The sequence below is a fragment of the Aquibium microcysteis genome (assembly GCF_014495845.1).
Taxonomy (GTDB): Bacteria; Pseudomonadota; Alphaproteobacteria; order Rhizobiales; family Rhizobiaceae; genus Aquibium; species Aquibium microcysteis.
Window position 1 is genome coordinate 1,667,239 of the sequence record NZ_CP061080.1, and the last position, 16,722, is coordinate 1,683,960.

At 66.7% G+C, this 16,722-nt stretch carries 16 protein-coding genes and 1 pseudogene; 9 read left to right on the plus strand and 8 right to left on the minus strand.

Annotated elements, in window-relative coordinates; genetic code table 11:
• Nucleotides 1–3: 3 nt before the first annotated feature.
• Together tsf and rpsB are read right to left on the minus strand one after the other, a co-directional pair.
• Nucleotides 4–927: a translation elongation factor Ts gene (gene tsf, locus IAI54_RS07600; RefSeq protein ID WP_187971770.1), complete on the minus strand. Its 924-nt coding sequence runs from the start codon at nt 925–927 to the stop codon at nt 4–6.
• A 158-nt stretch (nt 928–1,085) separates the two neighbouring features.
• Complete coding sequence (gene rpsB, locus IAI54_RS07605) at nt 1,086–1,847, minus strand: 30S ribosomal protein S2 (RefSeq protein ID WP_187971771.1); 762 nt, start codon at nt 1,845–1,847, stop codon at nt 1,086–1,088.
• Nucleotides 1,848–2,233: 386 nt separating this feature from the next.
• On the opposite strand from rpsB, the gene IAI54_RS07610 reads away from it, so the two are divergent.
• Entirely contained in the window at nt 2,234–3,391 is a 1,158-nt protein-coding gene (locus IAI54_RS07610; protein WP_187971772.1) for a UDP-galactopyranose/dTDP-fucopyranose mutase family protein, read from the plus strand.
• 97 nt (nt 3,392–3,488) lie between these two features.
• Here IAI54_RS07610 and IAI54_RS07615 read toward each other — a convergent pair whose 3' ends face one another.
• Together IAI54_RS07615 and IAI54_RS07620 are read right to left on the minus strand one after the other, a co-directional pair.
• A complete protein-coding gene (locus IAI54_RS07615; RefSeq protein WP_187971773.1) occupies nt 3,489–3,773 on the minus strand; it encodes a DUF4031 domain-containing protein in 285 nt (94 codons plus the stop codon).
• 4 nt (nt 3,774–3,777) lie between these two features.
• Nucleotides 3,778–4,605 carry a cell envelope integrity EipB family protein gene (locus tag IAI54_RS07620; RefSeq protein WP_187971774.1) on the minus strand — a complete coding sequence of 276 codons (828 nt, stop codon included), beginning with the start codon at nt 4,603–4,605 and terminating at the stop codon, nt 3,778–3,780.
• Nucleotides 4,606–4,750: 145 nt separating this feature from the next.
• Here IAI54_RS07620 and IAI54_RS07625 point away from each other — a divergent pair, with 145 nt between their 5' ends.
• From IAI54_RS07625 to istB, 6 genes and pseudogenes are all read left to right on the plus strand, one after another.
• Complete coding sequence (locus IAI54_RS07625) at nt 4,751–5,215, plus strand: RidA family protein (protein WP_187971775.1); 465 nt, start codon at nt 4,751–4,753, stop codon at nt 5,213–5,215.
• 118 nt (nt 5,216–5,333) lie between these two features.
• Entirely contained in the window at nt 5,334–6,050 is a 717-nt protein-coding gene (locus tag IAI54_RS07630; protein WP_187971776.1) for a glycerophosphodiester phosphodiesterase, read from the plus strand.
• 114 nt (nt 6,051–6,164) lie between these two features.
• Nucleotides 6,165–7,340: a GNAT family N-acetyltransferase gene (locus IAI54_RS07635; protein WP_235679383.1), complete on the plus strand. Its 1,176-nt coding sequence runs from the start codon at nt 6,165–6,167 to the stop codon at nt 7,338–7,340.
• Nucleotides 7,341–7,402: 62 nt separating this feature from the next.
• A complete protein-coding gene (locus IAI54_RS07640; RefSeq protein ID WP_235679384.1) occupies nt 7,403–7,546 on the plus strand; it encodes a DUF2256 domain-containing protein in 144 nt (47 codons plus the stop codon).
• Between the two features lie 351 nt (nt 7,547–7,897).
• Nucleotides 7,898–9,467: pseudogene (gene istA / locus IAI54_RS07645) on the plus strand (IS21 family transposase).
• Nucleotides 9,397–10,131: an IS21-like element helper ATPase IstB gene (istB, locus tag IAI54_RS07650; RefSeq protein ID WP_187969608.1), complete on the plus strand. Its 735-nt coding sequence runs from the start codon at nt 9,397–9,399 to the stop codon at nt 10,129–10,131. The pseudogene istA and the gene istB overlap by 71 nt, the downstream one beginning before the upstream one ends.
• A 218-nt stretch (nt 10,132–10,349) precedes the next feature.
• On the opposite strand, the gene IAI54_RS29275 is transcribed toward istB, so the two are convergent.
• Entirely contained in the window at nt 10,350–10,772 is a 423-nt protein-coding gene (locus IAI54_RS29275) for a PadR family transcriptional regulator (protein WP_187971779.1), read from the minus strand.
• 531 nt (nt 10,773–11,303) lie between these two features.
• Here IAI54_RS29275 and IAI54_RS07665 point away from each other — a divergent pair.
• On the plus strand, nt 11,304–12,446 hold the full coding sequence (locus IAI54_RS07665; RefSeq protein ID WP_187971781.1) for an extracellular catalytic domain type 1 short-chain-length polyhydroxyalkanoate depolymerase: 1,143 nt from the start codon (nt 11,304–11,306) through the stop codon (nt 12,444–12,446).
• Nucleotides 12,447–12,538: 92 nt separating this feature from the next.
• On the plus strand, nt 12,539–12,967 hold the full coding sequence (locus IAI54_RS07670; protein ID WP_187971782.1) for an HIT family protein: 429 nt from the start codon (nt 12,539–12,541) through the stop codon (nt 12,965–12,967).
• Between the two features lie 28 nt (nt 12,968–12,995).
• Here the strand turns inward: IAI54_RS07670 and IAI54_RS07675 are convergent, their stop codons facing one another.
• The 3 genes from IAI54_RS07675 to clpA form a co-directional block, all read right to left on the minus strand.
• On the minus strand, nt 12,996–13,346 hold the full coding sequence (locus tag IAI54_RS07675) for an AzlD domain-containing protein (RefSeq protein ID WP_187971783.1): 351 nt from the start codon (nt 13,344–13,346) through the stop codon (nt 12,996–12,998).
• Complete coding sequence (locus tag IAI54_RS07680) at nt 13,343–14,092, minus strand: AzlC family ABC transporter permease (RefSeq protein ID WP_187971784.1); 750 nt, start codon at nt 14,090–14,092, stop codon at nt 13,343–13,345. Before IAI54_RS07680 ends, IAI54_RS07675 begins: the two co-directional genes overlap by 4 nt.
• A gap of 155 nt (nt 14,093–14,247) precedes the next feature.
• Nucleotides 14,248–16,722: an ATP-dependent Clp protease ATP-binding subunit ClpA gene (clpA, locus tag IAI54_RS07685; RefSeq protein WP_187971785.1), complete on the minus strand. Its 2,475-nt coding sequence runs from the start codon at nt 16,720–16,722 to the stop codon at nt 14,248–14,250.

A 16,722-nucleotide genomic window follows, 5' to 3' on the forward strand; every position in this document is an offset into this window, starting at 1 on the left:
GTCTTACTTCTTGACGGCCGCCGCCACCTCGGCAGCGAAATCCGTCTCTTCCTTCTCGATGCCTTCGCCGAGCGCGAAACGCACGAAGCCGGTGATCTTTGCCGGGGCGCCGATGTCCTTCTCCGCAGCCTTCAGCGCCGCCTCGACCGTCAGATCGGGGTTGATCACGAAGGCCTGCTTCAGGAGGACGACCTCCTCGTAGAACTTGCGCAGGCGGCCTTCGACCATCTTCTCGATGATGGCGTCGGGCTTGCCGGAGCCGCGGGCCTGTTCGGTGAAGATCGCCTTCTCGCGCGCCACCGCGGCGGCGTCGACCTGCTCGGCCGTCAGTGCCATCGGATTGGTCGCGGCGACGTGCATGGCGACCTGCCGGCCGAAAGCGCGCGCCGCTTCCGCGTCGCCGGTCGTCTCCACCGCGACGAGCACGCCGAGCTTGCCCAGGCCGTCATTGACCGCGTTGTGGATGTAGGTCGCGACGGCGCCCGCCTCCACCGTCAGCATGGCCGAGCGGCGCAGGTTCATGTTCTCGCCGATCGTGCCGATCGCGTCCTTGATGGTGTCCGACACGGTCTTGGCCGATCCCGGATAGGTGCTGGCGGCCAGCGCCTCGACCGAACCGTCGGTCGCCAGCGCGACCTGCGCGATGTTGCGGACGATGTCCTGGAAGGCGTCGTTGCGGGCCACGAAGTCCGTCTCGGAGTTCACCTCGACGACCACGCCCTTGCCGGCTTCCGAGTTGACGCCGATCAGGCCCTCGGCGGCGGTGCGGCCGGCCTTCTTGTCGGCCTTGGCGATGCCCTTGGCGCGCAGCCAGTCGATCGCCGCCTCCATGTCGCCATTGGTCTCGTTCAGCGCCGTCTTGCAGTCCATCATGCCCGCGCCGGTCTTGTCGCGGAGTTCCTTGACCTGTGCAGCCGAAATGCTCATCTCAACCTCTCGTCCATTTCCGGGGGAGCCTTCGCGCGCGCTCGATCGGCGACGCCGGCCGGTCCGGCAGAATTTCCTAGCGAATCGGGCGCGGTGCGGGACCGCGCCCCACCGCGTCGCAGATCATTGCGACGCGGATGTTACCGAAGGCGGGCGCCTCAGGCATTCCCTTCCAGCACCGGCTCGACGGGAGCCTCCTCGGAGGCGCCGATGTCCATGCCGAGCGAGCCCTGCTGACGGGCGATGCCGTCGATCGCCGCCTTCGCGATCAGCTCGCAGTAGAGCGAGATGGCGCGCGCGGCGTCGTCGTTGCCCGGGATCGGGTAGTCGATCTTGTCCGGGTCGCAGTTGGAATCGATGATCGCGACGACCGGGATGCCCAGACGCTTGGCTTCCTGGATCGCGATCGCTTCCTTGTTGGTGTCGATCACGAACATCAGGTCCGGGGTCGAGCCCATGTCCTTGATGCCGCCGAGGGCCTTGTCGAGCTTCTCGCGCTCGCGCTCGAGGTTCAGGCGCTCCTTCTTGGTGAAGCCCTGGGCCTCGCCGGCCAGCAGCTCGTCGAGCTTGCGCAGGCGCTGGATCGAATGCGAGATCGTCTTCCAGTTGGTCAGCATGCCGCCGAGCCAGCGCGAGTTGACGTAGTACTGCGCCGAGCGCTGCGCGGCATCGGCCACGATCTCGGACGCCGCCCGCTTGGTGCCGACGAAGAGCACGCGGCCGCCACCGGCCACGGTGTCGGACACCACCTTGAGCGCCTGGCCGAGCAGCGGAACCGTCTGCGACAGGTCGATGATGTGGATGTTGTTACGGGCGCCGAAGATGTAGGGCGCCATCTTCGGGTTCCAGCGGTGCGTCTGGTGGCCGAAGTGGACGCCAGCCTCGAGGAGCTGGCGCATGCTGTAATCGGGCAATGCCATCGTCTTTTCCTTTCCGGTTCATGCCTCCACGGACCCTCGACGTCCCGAGGTTTCGGGAACGCCACCGGAGGTCTCAGCCGGATTTCTCCCGGACAGACACCAAGGCCCGTGTGTGGAATGGGCGCGCCTTACGGGATTTCGGCGGCGGATGCAAGCTGCAACCCGAATCTCGCGGTCGCCGTCGCGCGCTCTCTGCTGCGGGCCGCGATGCCCGGGCGTGCGGCGCAGGAAATGGCGCGACATCGGCCTGCACGACATGGTAGCAACAGACGGGGCACATAACGCAGTCGGCGGCTGGCTTGGGGGAGCGGCATGACGGATGCAGTGAACGTCTTGCGGCTGCGTCCGCCGGAGAGCCGCAGGCCGCGCGACACGGGTTCGCGCCCGTGACGGCGAAGCGGATCCTCGTCATCGGCGCAGGGCTGTCCGGTGCCGTCATCGCCCGCGCGCTGGCGCAGGACGGTCATGCGGTCACCGTCGTCGACCAGCGGTCCCACGTGGCGGGAAACTGTCATACCGAACGCGATGCGGACACCGGCATCATGGTGCACGTCTACGGTCCCCACATCTTCCACACCGACGATGCCGAGGTCTGGGACTACGTGAACGCGTTCGCGCAGATGATGCCTTACCGCCATCGCGTCAAGGCGACCGTTCGCGGCGAGGTCTATTCCCTCCCGATCAATCTGCACACGATCAACCAGTTCTTCCGCACCGCCCATGGCCCCGACGAGGCCAAGCGCTTCGTCGGCGCGCGGGTCGAAGGGGCCACGTCCGAGCCCGTCACCTTCGAGGATCAGGCACTGCGCTTCGTCGGACGGGAGCTCTACGAAGCGTTCCTGAAAGGCTACACCATCAAGCAGTGGGGCTGCCACCCGCGCGACCTGCCGGCCTCGATCCTCAAGCGCCTTCCGCTGCGCTTCACCTACGAGGACGTCTACTTCGACCATCGCTTCCAGGGCATTCCGGCCGAAGGCTATACGGCCATGGTGCGGGCCATTCTGGATCATCCGTCCATTGATCTGAGGCTCGGCACCCGGGTCCGCCGCGGCGAGACGAACGGCTACGATCACGTCTTCAACTCCGGGCCGCTCGACGAATGGTTCGGCCATCGGCTCGGTCGCCTCGGCTACCGCACCCTCGACTTCAGGACGTTTACCTGCAGGGGCGATCACCAGGGCTGCGCGCAGATGAACTACGGCGACGAGGACGTGCCCTTCACGCGCGTGACCGAGCACAAGCATTTCGCGCCATGGGAAAGCCATTCCCACTCCGTCGTCACCGAGGAGCGGTCGCGGCCCGGCGGCCCGGGCGACATCCCCTTCTATCCCATCCGGCTCGTGACGGAGAAGCGCATGCTGTCCGCCTACGTCGAGCTTGCCGGAGAGGAAGAGCGGATGACCTTCGTCGGGCGCCTCGGCACCTACCGCTACATCGACATGGACGTGACGATCCGCGAGGCACTCGACGCCGCCCGGGCGTTCGGTGCCGTCGTGCGGCAAGGCGGGCGCATGCCGGTCTTCCAAAGGAATCCGCTGGTCTGAGCCCGCGATGCCGGACACGGCTCCGCTCGATCGACCGCGACGCGGTCCGCGCGCTCCGGCCGGGAGCTTTCGTCTTGCGCATCCCGCCGGTCGCGGTTCAGCCGGCCTTCGGCCGCTTGCCGCCCTTAACCCGCACCCTTCGGAAAACGGCCACGATCTCCTGGCGCGTCGCGCTCACCGCCCCGAGGCGAAGTGCGCGGTCGCGCTCGAAGCCGGTGATGTCGTAGTGCGGCGCGGAGGTGCGCGGAGGCCCCTGGTAGAGATGCCGCGTCAGGCCGAGCCGCGCCGCGAAGCGGTGCAGTTCGGCTTCGTCGTCGGCCATCAGATGGCACCATTTCCGACCGGCCCAGTACCAGATCGGGCTGTCGACGTAGACGGCCATGCGCTCAGTTGGAGCAGGTCGCCGGCCTGTCGAAGATCGTCAGGTCGACGAGCTTCCCGTTCATCGAGAATTCGCCATAGTCCATCACGAGGTCGCGCGTGATGCCGTTCTCGTGCAGCTTGAAGTCGATGCGGTAGTCGGGAACCTCCTCGCCCTCGACGTCGGACAGGTCGAAATAGGCGATGGAGACAGGCCAGTAGGCCTGCGTGGCGATGGCCTCGGCGGCAGGGAACTCCTCGGCGGGCATCCGCGCCGTTTCCTTTTTCCCGATGATGACGGTGGTCGTCATGATGCGGTCGGCATCTTCCGAGCCGTCGAACAGGCTGGTCTCGTAGAAGCTCTCGCCGGCCTTCGCCTTCTCGATCAGTTCGACGAGGTGCTGGGTCGGAAAATGCGTCTCAGCCAGTTCGATCTCGGCCGGCACGGGCTGGTCCACGTCGACGATGGTCGTCCCCTGCTCGCGGCGGGCCGACCCCTTCACCTCCCGGTCGAGCTGCTGGTCGACATAGGACTTCGTGACGAAGTCGAAGGTATCGCCGCGCGGGCCCTCGTAGGTGGTGGTCTGCTGGTCGGTGATCCGCGACGCCTCGGAGGTGTCGATCTGCGACACGAACCGGAAGGTGACCGTGTAGCCGTCACAGGCCGAACCATCGAACTCGTAGACCATGCGGCCGCTGATCGAGGTGATTCCCGACCGGTCCGAAGCCTTGCCGAGGACGACGTCGTAGACCGCGCGGTGCGGGGTCAGGATCGGCTGGGCCCGCGCCGGAAAAACGGCGGCGGAACTGCCGCCCACGACGGCGACGGCGGCGATGAAGCGCTTGAGGCGCATGGCGAGACTCCCTCGGGGATCCGGTGCCGACGCGGCGCACGCGATCCGTCCCGTCTACGATAGAGAAAAATCCGTGGCGTTTGCGAGGCGAAAATTGCAGATTGCGCCGCCAACCCACCGTATCATTGCCGAACGGAGCCAGCCGATGACCGGAACCGTCGAGTCCCGCCTTGCCGCACTGGGCGTCACGCTGCCGGCAGCGGCCGCCCCCGCCGCGAACTACGTGCCCTTCGTCCTCTCGGGCAAGCTGCTCTACACCGCCGGCCAGCTTCCGCTCGAAGGCGGCCGGCTCGCCGCGACCGGGCTGCTCGGCCGCGACCTCGACACGGCGGCCGGCAAGGCCTCGGCCAGGCTCTGCGCCATCAACGTGCTCGCCCAGGCCAAGGCCGCGACCGGAGACCTCGAGGCCATCGCGCGGCTGGTCAAGATCACCGTCTTCGTCGCCTCCACGGCCGACTTCACCGAACAGCACCTCGTCGCCAACGGCGCCTCCGACCTTCTGGCCGAAGCGCTGGGCGACAAGGGGCGGCATGCGCGCTCCGCCGTCGGCGTGGCCTCGCTGCCGCTCAACGCGCCGGTGGAAGTCGAAGCCGTCTTCGAAATCGCCTGAGAGGATGTGAAGGAATGCCCGCTTCCGCGCAGCTCAAGTCAAAAATCTGAAGGATTTCAGTGGGTATTCTTTCGCGTCCTCGATTGATTCACACGCTTTGACCCATACGGATCCCTCCATGACGGACCTTTCCTGGCTGACCGCGCGGCCGATCGCTCATCGCGGCTATCACGACATGAACCGGACGCGCTGGGAGAACACGCTCCCGGCCTTCGACGCGGCGATGGCGCGGCACTTCGCCATCGAATGCGACGTGCACCTCACCGCCGACGGCGTGCCGGTCGTCTTCCACGACGACGACCTTCTGCGCCTCGCCGGGCGCGACGGCTACGTCTGGCAGCGCACCGCGGCCGAGATGGCGGCGCTGTCGATCGGCGGCACCGGCGATCACGCGCCGACCCTGTCCGAAATGCTGGGCAGGGTCGCCGGCCGCGTGCCGCTGGTCATCGAGCTCAAGGGCATTCCGGGCCATGACGACGGGCTGGTGGCGAAGGTCGCCGAACTGCTTCGCGCCTATCGCGGGCCGGCCGCCATCATGTCCTTCGACCACTGGCTGATCCGCCGATTTCCGACCGAGGCCGCCGGCATCCCGGCGGGGCTGACCGCCTGCGGCCAGAAGCCGAGCGAGATCGAGGCGCATTTCTCGATGCTCGGCAACGGCATCTCCTTCGTCTCCTACGGCGTCTTCGACCTGCCCAACCCCTTCATCCGCTTCGTGCGGGACAAGCTCTCCATGCCCGTCATCACCTGGACCGTGCGCAAGCCCGCGGAGGTGGCCCAGACCCGGGCGGAAGCCGACCAGATGACCTTCGAGGGCTTCGATCCCGACGCGTGAGCGCCGATAGGCTGCATCGCGAAGGCCGTGCCTTGCAAGACGGCGCGCCGGCCATATCTTGGACGGCATGAAGGCGGAAGGAACGGCGGCGCGGTGAGCAGGGACGAGTTCGTCATCAAGGTCGTGCCGTCGCTGACCGGCTTTTCGCGCGACGAATGGAGCCGCCTGTCCGGCACTTCGCGCATCGAGTGCGAAACGCCTTACAACCCTTTCGTGTCGTGGGATTTTCTGGCATCCGTCGAGGAGGCCGGCTGCGCCACCGCGCGCACCGGCTGGCAAGGCCAGCACCTGCGGTTGGAGGCGCCGGACGGCACGCTGCTGGGGGCTGCCCCCTGCTATCTCAAGTCGCACAGCCAGGGCGAATACGTCTTCGACCATGGCTGGGCCGACGCCTTCCAGCGCGCCGGCGGCGACTATTATCCAAAGCTCCAGACCGCCGTCCCGTTCACGCCCGCCACCGGGCCGCGCCTGCTGGTGGCGCGCGGTCAGGACGGTCCGGCGGTGCGCCGGGCGCTCGCCGCCGGGCTGAAGATGCTGGCCGACCGGCTGGGCGTCTCCTCCGCACACGTCACCTTCGCACCGGAGGCGGAAGTCGAGGTGCTGGTGGCGGCGGGGTTCCTGCACCGCAACGACCAGCAGTTCCATTTCTTCAACGAGGGCTACGGCAGCTACGAGGACTTCCTCGACACGCTCGCCTCGCGCAAGCGCAAGGCGCTCAGGAAGGAACGCCGTGCGGCGCTCGACAACGACATCGCGATCGACCGGCTGACCGGCAGGGATCTGACGGAAGCGGTGTGGGACGATTTCCACCGCTTCTACATGGACACCGGCAGCCGCAAATGGGGCCGGCCCTATCTCAACCGGCGCTTCTTCTCGCTGATCGGCGAGCGCATGGCCGACGACATTCTCCTGGTGATGGCGCGCCGCGGCGGCCGCTACGTCGCGGGCGCGATCAACTTCATCGGCGCCGACACGCTGTTCGGCCGCAACTGGGGCTGTGTCGAGGACCACCCCTTCCTGCATTTCGAGGTCTGCTACCACCAGGCGATCGACTTCGCCATCGAGCGTGGTCTCAAGGTCGTGGAAGCCGGCGCGCAGGGCGAGCACAAGCTCGCGCGCGGCTACCTGCCCGTCACCACCCATTCCGCCCACTATCTCTCGCATCCCGGCCTGCGCCGCGCGGTCGCCGACTACCTCGTGCGAGAACGCGCCGAGGTGGCGGCCGTCGGCGAGTATCTCGGGGAGCGCGGACCGTACCGGAAAGGCGCCCGGCCGGACGAGGAGGAATGACAGACCCCGCCATTCGCCCGCCTGTGCCGCGCGGGAAGGATTCGGAGCCGCAGGTGCCGGGCGTGAAGACGAAGAAGACCGCCAAAGCCGACCTTCCCGCCAAAACCTGCGCCGCCTGCGGGCGCCCCTTCGTGTGGCGCAAGAAGTGGCGCAAGGACTGGGATCAGGTGAAGTACTGTTCGGACGCGTGCCGGCGGAAGCGGTAGTTGAACACAAAAAAATCGGGGCCACGTGGACCCCGAATTTTTTGTGGGAGGACGTACCGGCAGGAAAGCCCTATGGTGAAAAGGGTGACTTCTAACCAGACACACTCCATAGGCGGATGATTCTGGCTACCCACCACGCAACCCGCAAGGCGGCAGCTTTCGTATAGTCCCACGCCTCTCGGCGTGCGATTCTGGTGGCAGCATGTCGACCACCAGTCTTTAGGGCCCTCAAATTGTGAATCGGCATGCAATTTTGACCCCCTAGACGGGAGGATCGGCGTCCAATTTTGACCCCCCTCGTGAAGTCGATCTGCGACCATCCGTTCGTTTTGGCGAGCGGGTGGAGAGGGGATGAAGACAGTGGACACGATTGCCCGGGTTCGGCGTGCCTTTCATGTGCAGGGGTGGTCGCTCAAGCGGATCTGCCGCGAGCTGCACGTGTCGCGCAACACGGTCCGCAAGATCCTCAGGTCCGACGAGACCTCGTTCTCCTACGAGCGCGAGCTGCAACCGAAGCCGAAGATCGGACCGTGGAAGGATCAGCTCGACGGGCTCCTGAACGGCAATCTCGGCAAGGCGGCGCGCGAGCAACTGACGCTGATCCGGATCTATGAGGAACTGCGCGCGCTTGGTTATGAGGGCGGCTACGACGCGGTGCGCCGGTATGCGAAGAGCTGGGCGAAGACGAGAGGATCGGCGACGGCCGAGGCCTACGTGCCGCTGCTCTTCGCGCCGGGCGAAGCCTACCAGTTCGACTGGAGCCACGAGATCGTCCTGCTCGCCGGCGTGACGGTGACCGTGAAGGTCGCCCACGTCCGGCTCTGCCACAGCCGCATGATGTTCGTGCGGGCCTATCCGCGCGAGACGCAGGAGATGGTGTTCGACGCCCACGACCGGGCCTTCGCCTTCTTCGGCGGCGCCTGCACGCGCGGCATCTACGACAACATGAAGACGGCGGTGGAGACGGTCTTCGTCGGCAAGGAGCGGCAGTACAACCGTCGCTTCCTGCAGATGTGCAGCCACTATCTGGTCCAGCCGGTTGCCTGCACGCCGGCCTCGGGCTGGGAGAAGGGGCAGGTCGAGAACCAAGTTGGCCTGGTGAGGGAGCGCTTCTTCACGCCTCGGCTGCGCTTCAGGAGCTACGAGGAGCTGAACGCCTGGTTGCTCGACAAGTGCGTGGCCTACGCCAAGGCCCATCGCCATGTCGACCAGCCGGAGCGCACCATCTGGGACGTGTTCGAGGAGGAGCGCGGCAAGCTGGTCGAGTATCGCGGCCGTTTCGACGGCTTCCACACGGTTCCCGCCTCGGTCACGAAGACCTGCACCGTGCGGTTCGACAACAACAAATACTCGGTGCTCTCGACCGCAGTCGGCCGCCCAGTCGAGATCCAGGCCTATGCCGATCGCATCGTCGTGCGCCAGGACGGCACGATCGTGGGCGAGCATGCCCGTTCGTTCGGTCGCAACCAGACGGTCTACGATCCGTGGCACTACGTCCCTGTGCTGGCGCGCAAGCCCGGCGCGCTGCGCAACGGTGCGCCGTTCCAGGGCTGGGAACTGCCATCGGCGATGGAGCGGGTCAGGCGCCGGCTGAAGGCTGCCGACGACGGCGACCGGCAGATGGTGTCGATCCTGACGGCGGTGCTGTCGGATGGGCTCGATGCCGTCGAGATCGCCTGCCAGCAGGCGCTTGCCGAGAACGTCTGCTCGTCCGCCGTCATTCTCAACATCCTGGCCCGCCGGCGCGATCCGGCGCCGGCCGTGACCATCCTCACACCCGACGCGCTGCGCTTGGCGATCGAGCCGCAGGCCGACTGCGCCCGTTACGACAGCCTCAGGAGGGCAAGCTGATGGAACGCACCCAGGTTCTGGACCTGATGGGAACGCTGAAGCTCTACGGCATGCGCAGCGCCTACGATGAGATCATGACGACCGCCATCAAGCGTCAGCACGAGCCGCCGAGGGTCGTCGGCGATCTGCTGTCGGTCGAGATCGCCGAGAAGCAGGCGCGCTCCATCAAGTACCAGCTCACCGTCGCCAAGCTGCCGCTGGCCAAGGACATCGACGACTTCGACTTCGCCGGCACGCCCGTCAACGAGACGCTCGTGCGCGACCTCGCCACCGGCGCCTTCGTCGCCGACCAGCGCAACGCCGTGCTCATCGGCGGCACCGGCACGGGCAAGTCGCATCTGGCCATCGCGATCGCCCGCGCCCTCATACGCAGTGGCGCCCGCGGCCGCTTCTTCAACGTCGTCGATCTGGTCAACCGGCTGGAGACCGAGCACCGCTCCGGCAAGCAGGGACGCATCGCCGACTACCTCACCCGGCTCGACTTCGTTGTGCTCGACGAACTCGGCTATCTCCCCTTCGCCCAGGCGGGCGGCCAGCTCCTCTTCCACCTGATCAGCCGGCTCTACGAGCGGACCTCCATCATCGTGACCACCAACCTCGCCTTCGGGGAATGGCCTGCCGTCTTTGGCGACGCCAAGATGACCACCGCTCTGCTCGACCGCCTCACCCACCACTGCGAGATCATCGAGACCGGCAACGAATCCTGGCGCTTCAAGAACCGCACTCAAAGCTAAAGCCGGAAAGCCTCTCCGACACGCCCGACCGGGCTGCGCAACCCAGACCAGCTCCACCCGGTCGGGCGCTCACCGTCGCGCACTACGAGGGGGTCAATATTGGACGCCGATCCGGGGTCAACTTTGCGCGCCGATTGACACTCAAATACTGCCGATGCAGCGATACACGCCATTCCGCGCAGTCTTCTGACGGCCATGTTGCCACGTAGAGTGGCATTCTAACCCACCACGGGAGCGGGGTACCCTTTCGCGCCATGGAACTGTCCTTCCATTTGCGCGTCAGATCCAGCCTTTGAGTAACTGGCGTCCCCACCTTCGTGCAACGCCCTCTTGCCTGACGCTGTCAGAGCATAGTGCTTGTGGGGGCGCCCTCTCCGACTGTCGGAGGGCGTATTCGGTGTTCTTGCGTGCGGATCTCGCTCAGCTATGAAGCCACGAGCGAGAAGCCGCCGTAGCGCGATGTAAGTCTGAGCGTCGCTGACTTCGTCTCCGCAACGTTCACGAAGACGCTGTGCGATACCCGCACCATATGCTGAACCAGGGTTATCGCGGATGATCCGGAGGACTTCCGCTTGGACTGGTCCAACTTTGTTCGGTGCCTCGGCGCTCGGCCTACCGAGGCCAAAAACAGAAAAAGGCATGTCACGATCATCCCTTTCCTCGTTCGGCGGAGTCGGCGGAGTCGAAGGGAAGATCGCCTTGGCCCGTCTCGCCGATGCGCCAGTGCTCGATCGTGAAGACGGCCGACTTGGGAGCGGCGCGCGGCGTCAGTCGCAACTCCTCTGCAACATGAAGGATTCCCATTTTCGTGTCCTTTCCAGGTTGGTTTGATCGATGATGGGTGTCGGGGAACGCTCATCATCGATTCCTCTCTCTGCGGACCATTTGTCCGCAGGCACACACTATTAAATGGTAGGATAATCGTCAAGGGAAAAGTGGTAGGAAATTCCGCCTGCCTTCCATGATGGCTTATCAACGACGTCGCGCAGAGCGCCGTTGCCGCCTAGCCTCTCGTGGACGTAACGGAAAAGGTGGAGCGACATCATATTGCAGCGTAGCCTCCCAGGGTTCTCGCTAAGAACCCCTGTTATTGTGCAGTGCAGCAACCATATCTCCGGGAGAGCGTTCGACCCGCTGCACGCCCCTCCGGCGGCACAACGAGGATGAATCCCTTGCGCAAGATTTCCGACACCATCGCCCGGCTCGCGGCGCTGAAGACGCTGCACGGACGCCACTCCACCACCGAAAGCGCACCCGACAGCCTTCCGCGTCTTACCGGCTTCGGCACCAACCCGGGCGCCCTTGAGGCCCGCTACCGCCTCCCGACCGGCCATCGGTCCGGATCGCCCCTCGTGGTGGTGCTGCACGGCTGTACGCAGACGGCCGCCGGCTACGACCGTCATTCGGGCTGGTCGCAGCTTGCCGACGAAGCCGGCTTCGCGCTGCTCTATGCCGAGCAGCAGCGCGCCAACAATCCGAACCTCTGCTTCAACTGGTTCCTGCCCGGCGACACGCGGCGCGACGCCGGCGAGACGCTGTCGATCCGGCAGATGATCGACGCCATGGTGGCACGGCACGGCATCGACCGCGACCGCATCTTCGTCACCGGCCTGTCGGCCGGCGGGGCCATGGCCGCCACCATGCTCGCGACCCATCCGGAAATCTTTTCCGGCGGCGCCATCATCGCCGGTCTCGCCCACGGCATGGCGCGGACGGTGCCGGAAGCCTTCGACCGGATGCGCGGCCACGGGCTGCCCTCGGAGGCGGGCCTCCAGCGTCTGCTGCGCGAGGCCTCCGACCACCGGGGCCCATGGCCGAGAATCACCATCTGGCAGGGTACCGCCGACCAGACCGTCGCCGCCACCAACGCCCAGGCCCTCGCCGTCCAGTGGCGGGGCGTTCACGGGCTCGACGAAGAGCCGGCCTTCTCCCGCACGTCGGGCGCGCTGGCCAGGGATGTCTGGAGCGATCCGGCGGGCGACGCGGTGCTCGAGATCAACATGATCGCCGGCATGGGCCATGGCACGCCGCTCGCGCCGGGCCTCGGCGCGCCGGGCCCCTACATGCTCGACGTCGGCATCTCGTCGACCCGGGCGATCGCCGGCTTCTTCGGCATCGCGGAGGCGCAGGCGGCCGCGGAATCGCCGCGCCGGTTCGTCGGATCACAGGCGGTCGGGGCGGGCGAAATCGCGCGGACGACGGACGCGCCGCCGCGGCATGGCGCCGACCAGACGTCTTCCTCGTCGTCACCGGGAACGTCCGGCATCCAGAAGACCATCGAGGACGCGCTGCGGGCCGCCGGCCTGATGCGCTGAGCCTTCGGGCGGTCTCCCGGCCCGCGGCGGTTGACGCCGCCGCCGGGAGGGACGAAACATCGCCGCCAACGATCCACCGCACGAGGCCCCCGATGACCGAGACCTATGACGACCAGAACGTGTTCGCCAAGATCCTGCGCGGCGAGATGCCGTGCTTCCGGCTCTACGAGGACGACGAGACGCTGGCCTTCATGGACATCATGCCCCGCGCCGACGGCCACTGCCTGGTGATTCCGAAGACGCCGGCCCGCAACATCCTCGACGTCGATGCCGACAGCCTTGCGGCGGTGATGCGCACGGTGCAGAAGCTGTCGCACGCCGTGATGAAGGCCTTCGCCGCCGACGGCGTGACGATCCAGCAGTTCAACGAGAGCGCCGGCGGCCAGGTGGTCTTCCACCTCCACGTCCACGTCCTGCCCCGCCATGCGGGCGTGGCGCTGAAGCCGCACACCGGCCAGATGGCCGACAAGGCGGTGCTGGAGGCGAACGCGCAGAAGATCAGGGCTGTTCTGGCGGGTTGAGGCTGGCGGCGCTGCCGACGGCGCGCCCTCAGCCCAGCGCGAACCACCCGCCGACGAAGACGGCTTCCGCAACCGCAATCCCCACCAGTACGCGCTTGCCGAACAGGATATAGGCGCCGAAGCCGGCGATGGCTGCGCCGAGCCTCAGCGCCAGCGGCGAAGCAGCGAGCGCGCCGCCGGGGAAGAATATCAGGTTGGCGATGACGGCCGCCACCAGCGCGGTCGCCACCGCGCGCACCAGCACCAGCAGGTCGGACTCCTCCGACAGCCGCCCGCCGAGATAGACGCCGAGGAAGCGCCAGCTGTCGGTGGCGAGCCAGCCCGCCACCAGGATGAACAGGAACGGCCACCACCAGGCGTCGATCGCGTCGAAACTCAAGCGCCCGCCCTCCGCTTCCCGACCCTGTGCCAGCCATAGGCCGCAGCGCCGCCGATCAGCCCGGCCGCCAGGAGGTCGAAGCCCGGCAGCAGGATGTGGAACACCGGCCCCAGGCACAGGCCCAGCACCATCGCCACGTGGGCGGCGCGCTCCCGGGCCGAACCCCAAAGCGAGGTCAGAAAGTACATCGGCGTCAGCAGGAACAGCGCCGCCGACGCCACCGGCGGCAACTGCTCGGCCAGCATGTAGACGACGGCCACGACGACCATGTTGTTGGCGACCAGCGTGCCGCCGAGCCCGGCATAGAAGGTGGTGCGCATCTGCGGCGGCACGTGGCGGAAGCGCTCCAGCGCCAGCACCCAGCTCGTCACCGCCACGAAATGCGACAGCAGGTAGAGCACCCACGGCCGCGTCTTCTCGGTGCGCATCTCCGGCACCAGCGCCACCACCATCGGCATCAGCCGGATCGACGACAGCGCCACCGCGAAGGCGGCGGCGAAGATCGAGGCCTTCGACAGGATCGCGCCGATCAGCACCACCTTGGCCGGCAGCGCCCAGACCACGGCCACCATGAACACGGTCTCGACCATGGTGAGGCCGGTCTCCTTGGCGAGACCGGCAAAGCCGACGAAGGCGGAGACGAGGATCAGTCCTGGGATGGAATAGGCGGTCGCGACGCCGCGCAGGAACCACCGCCGCGCGGAACCTGGATCACCCGGGGCGGTCTGCGGATGCTGCTCGTCCATTCCGCGCGCTTAGCACAGGCGCACGGCGCTGACGACGCCAATCGGACGAAAGCCGTTGCGCCAGGGGCGCCTGCCGCTGTCGGCAGCCCCATGCGAGAGGCCCGGAACCTTGCGGTCCCGGGCCCCTGATCCCGCGAAGCGAAGTCGCGGAAGCGTCAGCTCTTGCGCGGCAGCTGTGGCACCAGGCTGCGCTTCGGCGGCTCGTTGTCCTTCGGCGGCGTCTTGCCCTTGGGCTTCGCAGCCGCCGCCACCTTGGCCTGCCTGACGCGCCTGACCTTCGGCTTGCGGACGGTCTCGCCCTCCGGATCCTCCCGCCTCGGCTTCACCGGCGTCTCGTCGGCGATGGTGTCGAGCTTCAGGCCGGTGGCGCCGGTCTCCTTGGTCTCGACCGTCACCCGCACGGTGCCGCCCTTCTTCAGCTTGCCGAACAGCACTTCCTCGGCGAGCGGCTTCTTGATGTGCTCCTGGATGACGCGGCCGAGCGGCCGCGCGCCCATGCGCTCGTCATAGCCCTTGTCGGCCAGCCAGGCGATCGCCTCGGGCGACAGATCGAAGGTGACGCCCCGCTCCGACAGCTGCGCCTCGAGCTGCATGACGAACTTCTGCACGACCTGGTGCACCACCGGCACCGGCAGCGATCCGAAGGGGATGATCGCGTCCAGGCGGTTGCGGAACTCCGGCGTGAACAGGCGGTTGATCGCCTCCACGTCGTCGCCCTCGCGCTTCGACGAGCCGAAGCCGATCGCCGCGCGCTGCGCGTCGGCCGCGCCCGCATTGGTGGTCATGATCAGGATGACGTTGCGGAAGTCGATCTGCTTGCCGTTGTGGTCGGTCAGCTTGCCGTGGTCCATCACCTGCAAGAGGATGTTGAACAGGTCCGGATGCGCCTTCTCCACCTCGTCGAGCAGGAGCACGCAGTGCGGATGCTGGTCGACGCCGTCGGTGAGCAGGCCGCCCTGGTCGAAGCCGACATAGCCGGGAGGCGCGCCGATCAGCCGCGAGACCGTGTGGCGTTCCATGTACTCCGACATGTCGAAGCGCAGCAGCTCGACGCCGAGCGAGGCGGCCAGCTGCTTGGCGACCTCGGTCTTGCCGACGCCCGTCGGACCCGAGAACAGGTAGGAGCCGATCGGCTTCTCCGGTTCGCGCAGCCCCGCGCGGGCGAGCTTGATGGCCGAGGCGAGCGCCGTGATCGCGGTGTCCTGGCCGTAGACGACGCTGCGCAGTTCCTGCTCCAGCGTGGCCAGCACCTTCTCGTCGTCGGCCGACACGGTCTTCGGCGGAATGCGGGCCATCGTGGCGATGGTCGCCTCGATCTCCTTCACGCCGATCGTCTTCTTGCGCTTGTTCTCCGGCAGAAGCATCTGCGAAGCCCCGGTCTCGTCGATCACATCGATCGCCTTGTCCGGCAGCTTGCGGTCGTTGATGTAGCGCGACGACAGTTCCACCGCCGCCTTGATGGCGTCGTTGGTGAACTTAACCTTGTGGAAGTCCTCGTAATAGGGCTTCAGCCCCTTCATGATCTCGATCGCGTCGTCGAGCGACGGTTCGTTGACGTCGATCTTCTGGAAGCGCCGCACCAGCGCGCGGTCCTTCTCGAAGAACTGGCGGAACTCCTTGTAGGTGGTGGAGCCGATGCAGCGGATCGCCCCCGACGACAGCGCCGGCTTGAGCAGGTTCGACGCGTCCATCGCGCCTCCCGAGGTCGCACCCGCGCCGATCACCGTGTGGATCTCGTCGATGAACAGCACGGCGCCCGGATAGTCCTCGAGTTCCTTGACGACCTGCTTCAGCCGCTCCTCGAAATCGCCGCGGTAGCGGGTGCCGGCCAGAAGCGTGCCCATGTCGAGCGCGAAGATCGTGGCGTTGAGCAGCACGCCCGGCACGTCGCCCTCGACGATGCGCTTGGCCAGCCCTTCGGCGATCGCCGTCTTGCCGACGCCCGGATCACCCACATAGAGCGGGTTGTTCTTGGAGCGGCGGCACAGAACCTGGATCGTGCGGTTGATCTCGTTGGCGCGGCCGATCAGCGGATCGATCTTGCCGGACTTGGCCTTGGCGTTCAGGTTGACGCAGTAGGCCGTCAGTGCGTCCTGCTGCTTCTTCTTCACGCCTTCCTCCGGTTCGGCTCCGGGCTGACCGGGCTGGTCCTCCTCGGCTCCGCGCGGCGCGCGCGTCTCGGTGGCGCCGGGACGCTTGGCGATGCCGTGCGAGATGTAGTTGACCGCGTCGTAGCGGGTCATCTGCTGTTCCTGCAGGAAATAGGCGGCGTGGCTCTCGCGCTCGGCGAAGATCGCCACGAGCACGTTGGCGCCGGAAACTTCCTCGCGGCCGGACGACTGGACGTGGATCACGGCGCGCTGGATGACGCGCTGGAAGCCGGCGGTCGGCTTGGAATCCTCGTCGTAGCCGGTGACCAGATTGTCGAGTTCCGTGTCGATGTAATTGACGACCGTCTTCTTCAGTTCGTCCAGATCGACGTTGCAGGCGCGCATGACAGCGGCGGCATCGGTGTCGTCGATCAGCGAGAGCAGCAGGTGTTCGAGCGTCGCGTATTCGTGGTGTCGCTCGTTCGCGAAGGTCAGCGCCTGGTGAAGGGCGCGTTCCAGGCCTTGGGAGAAAGCCGGCAT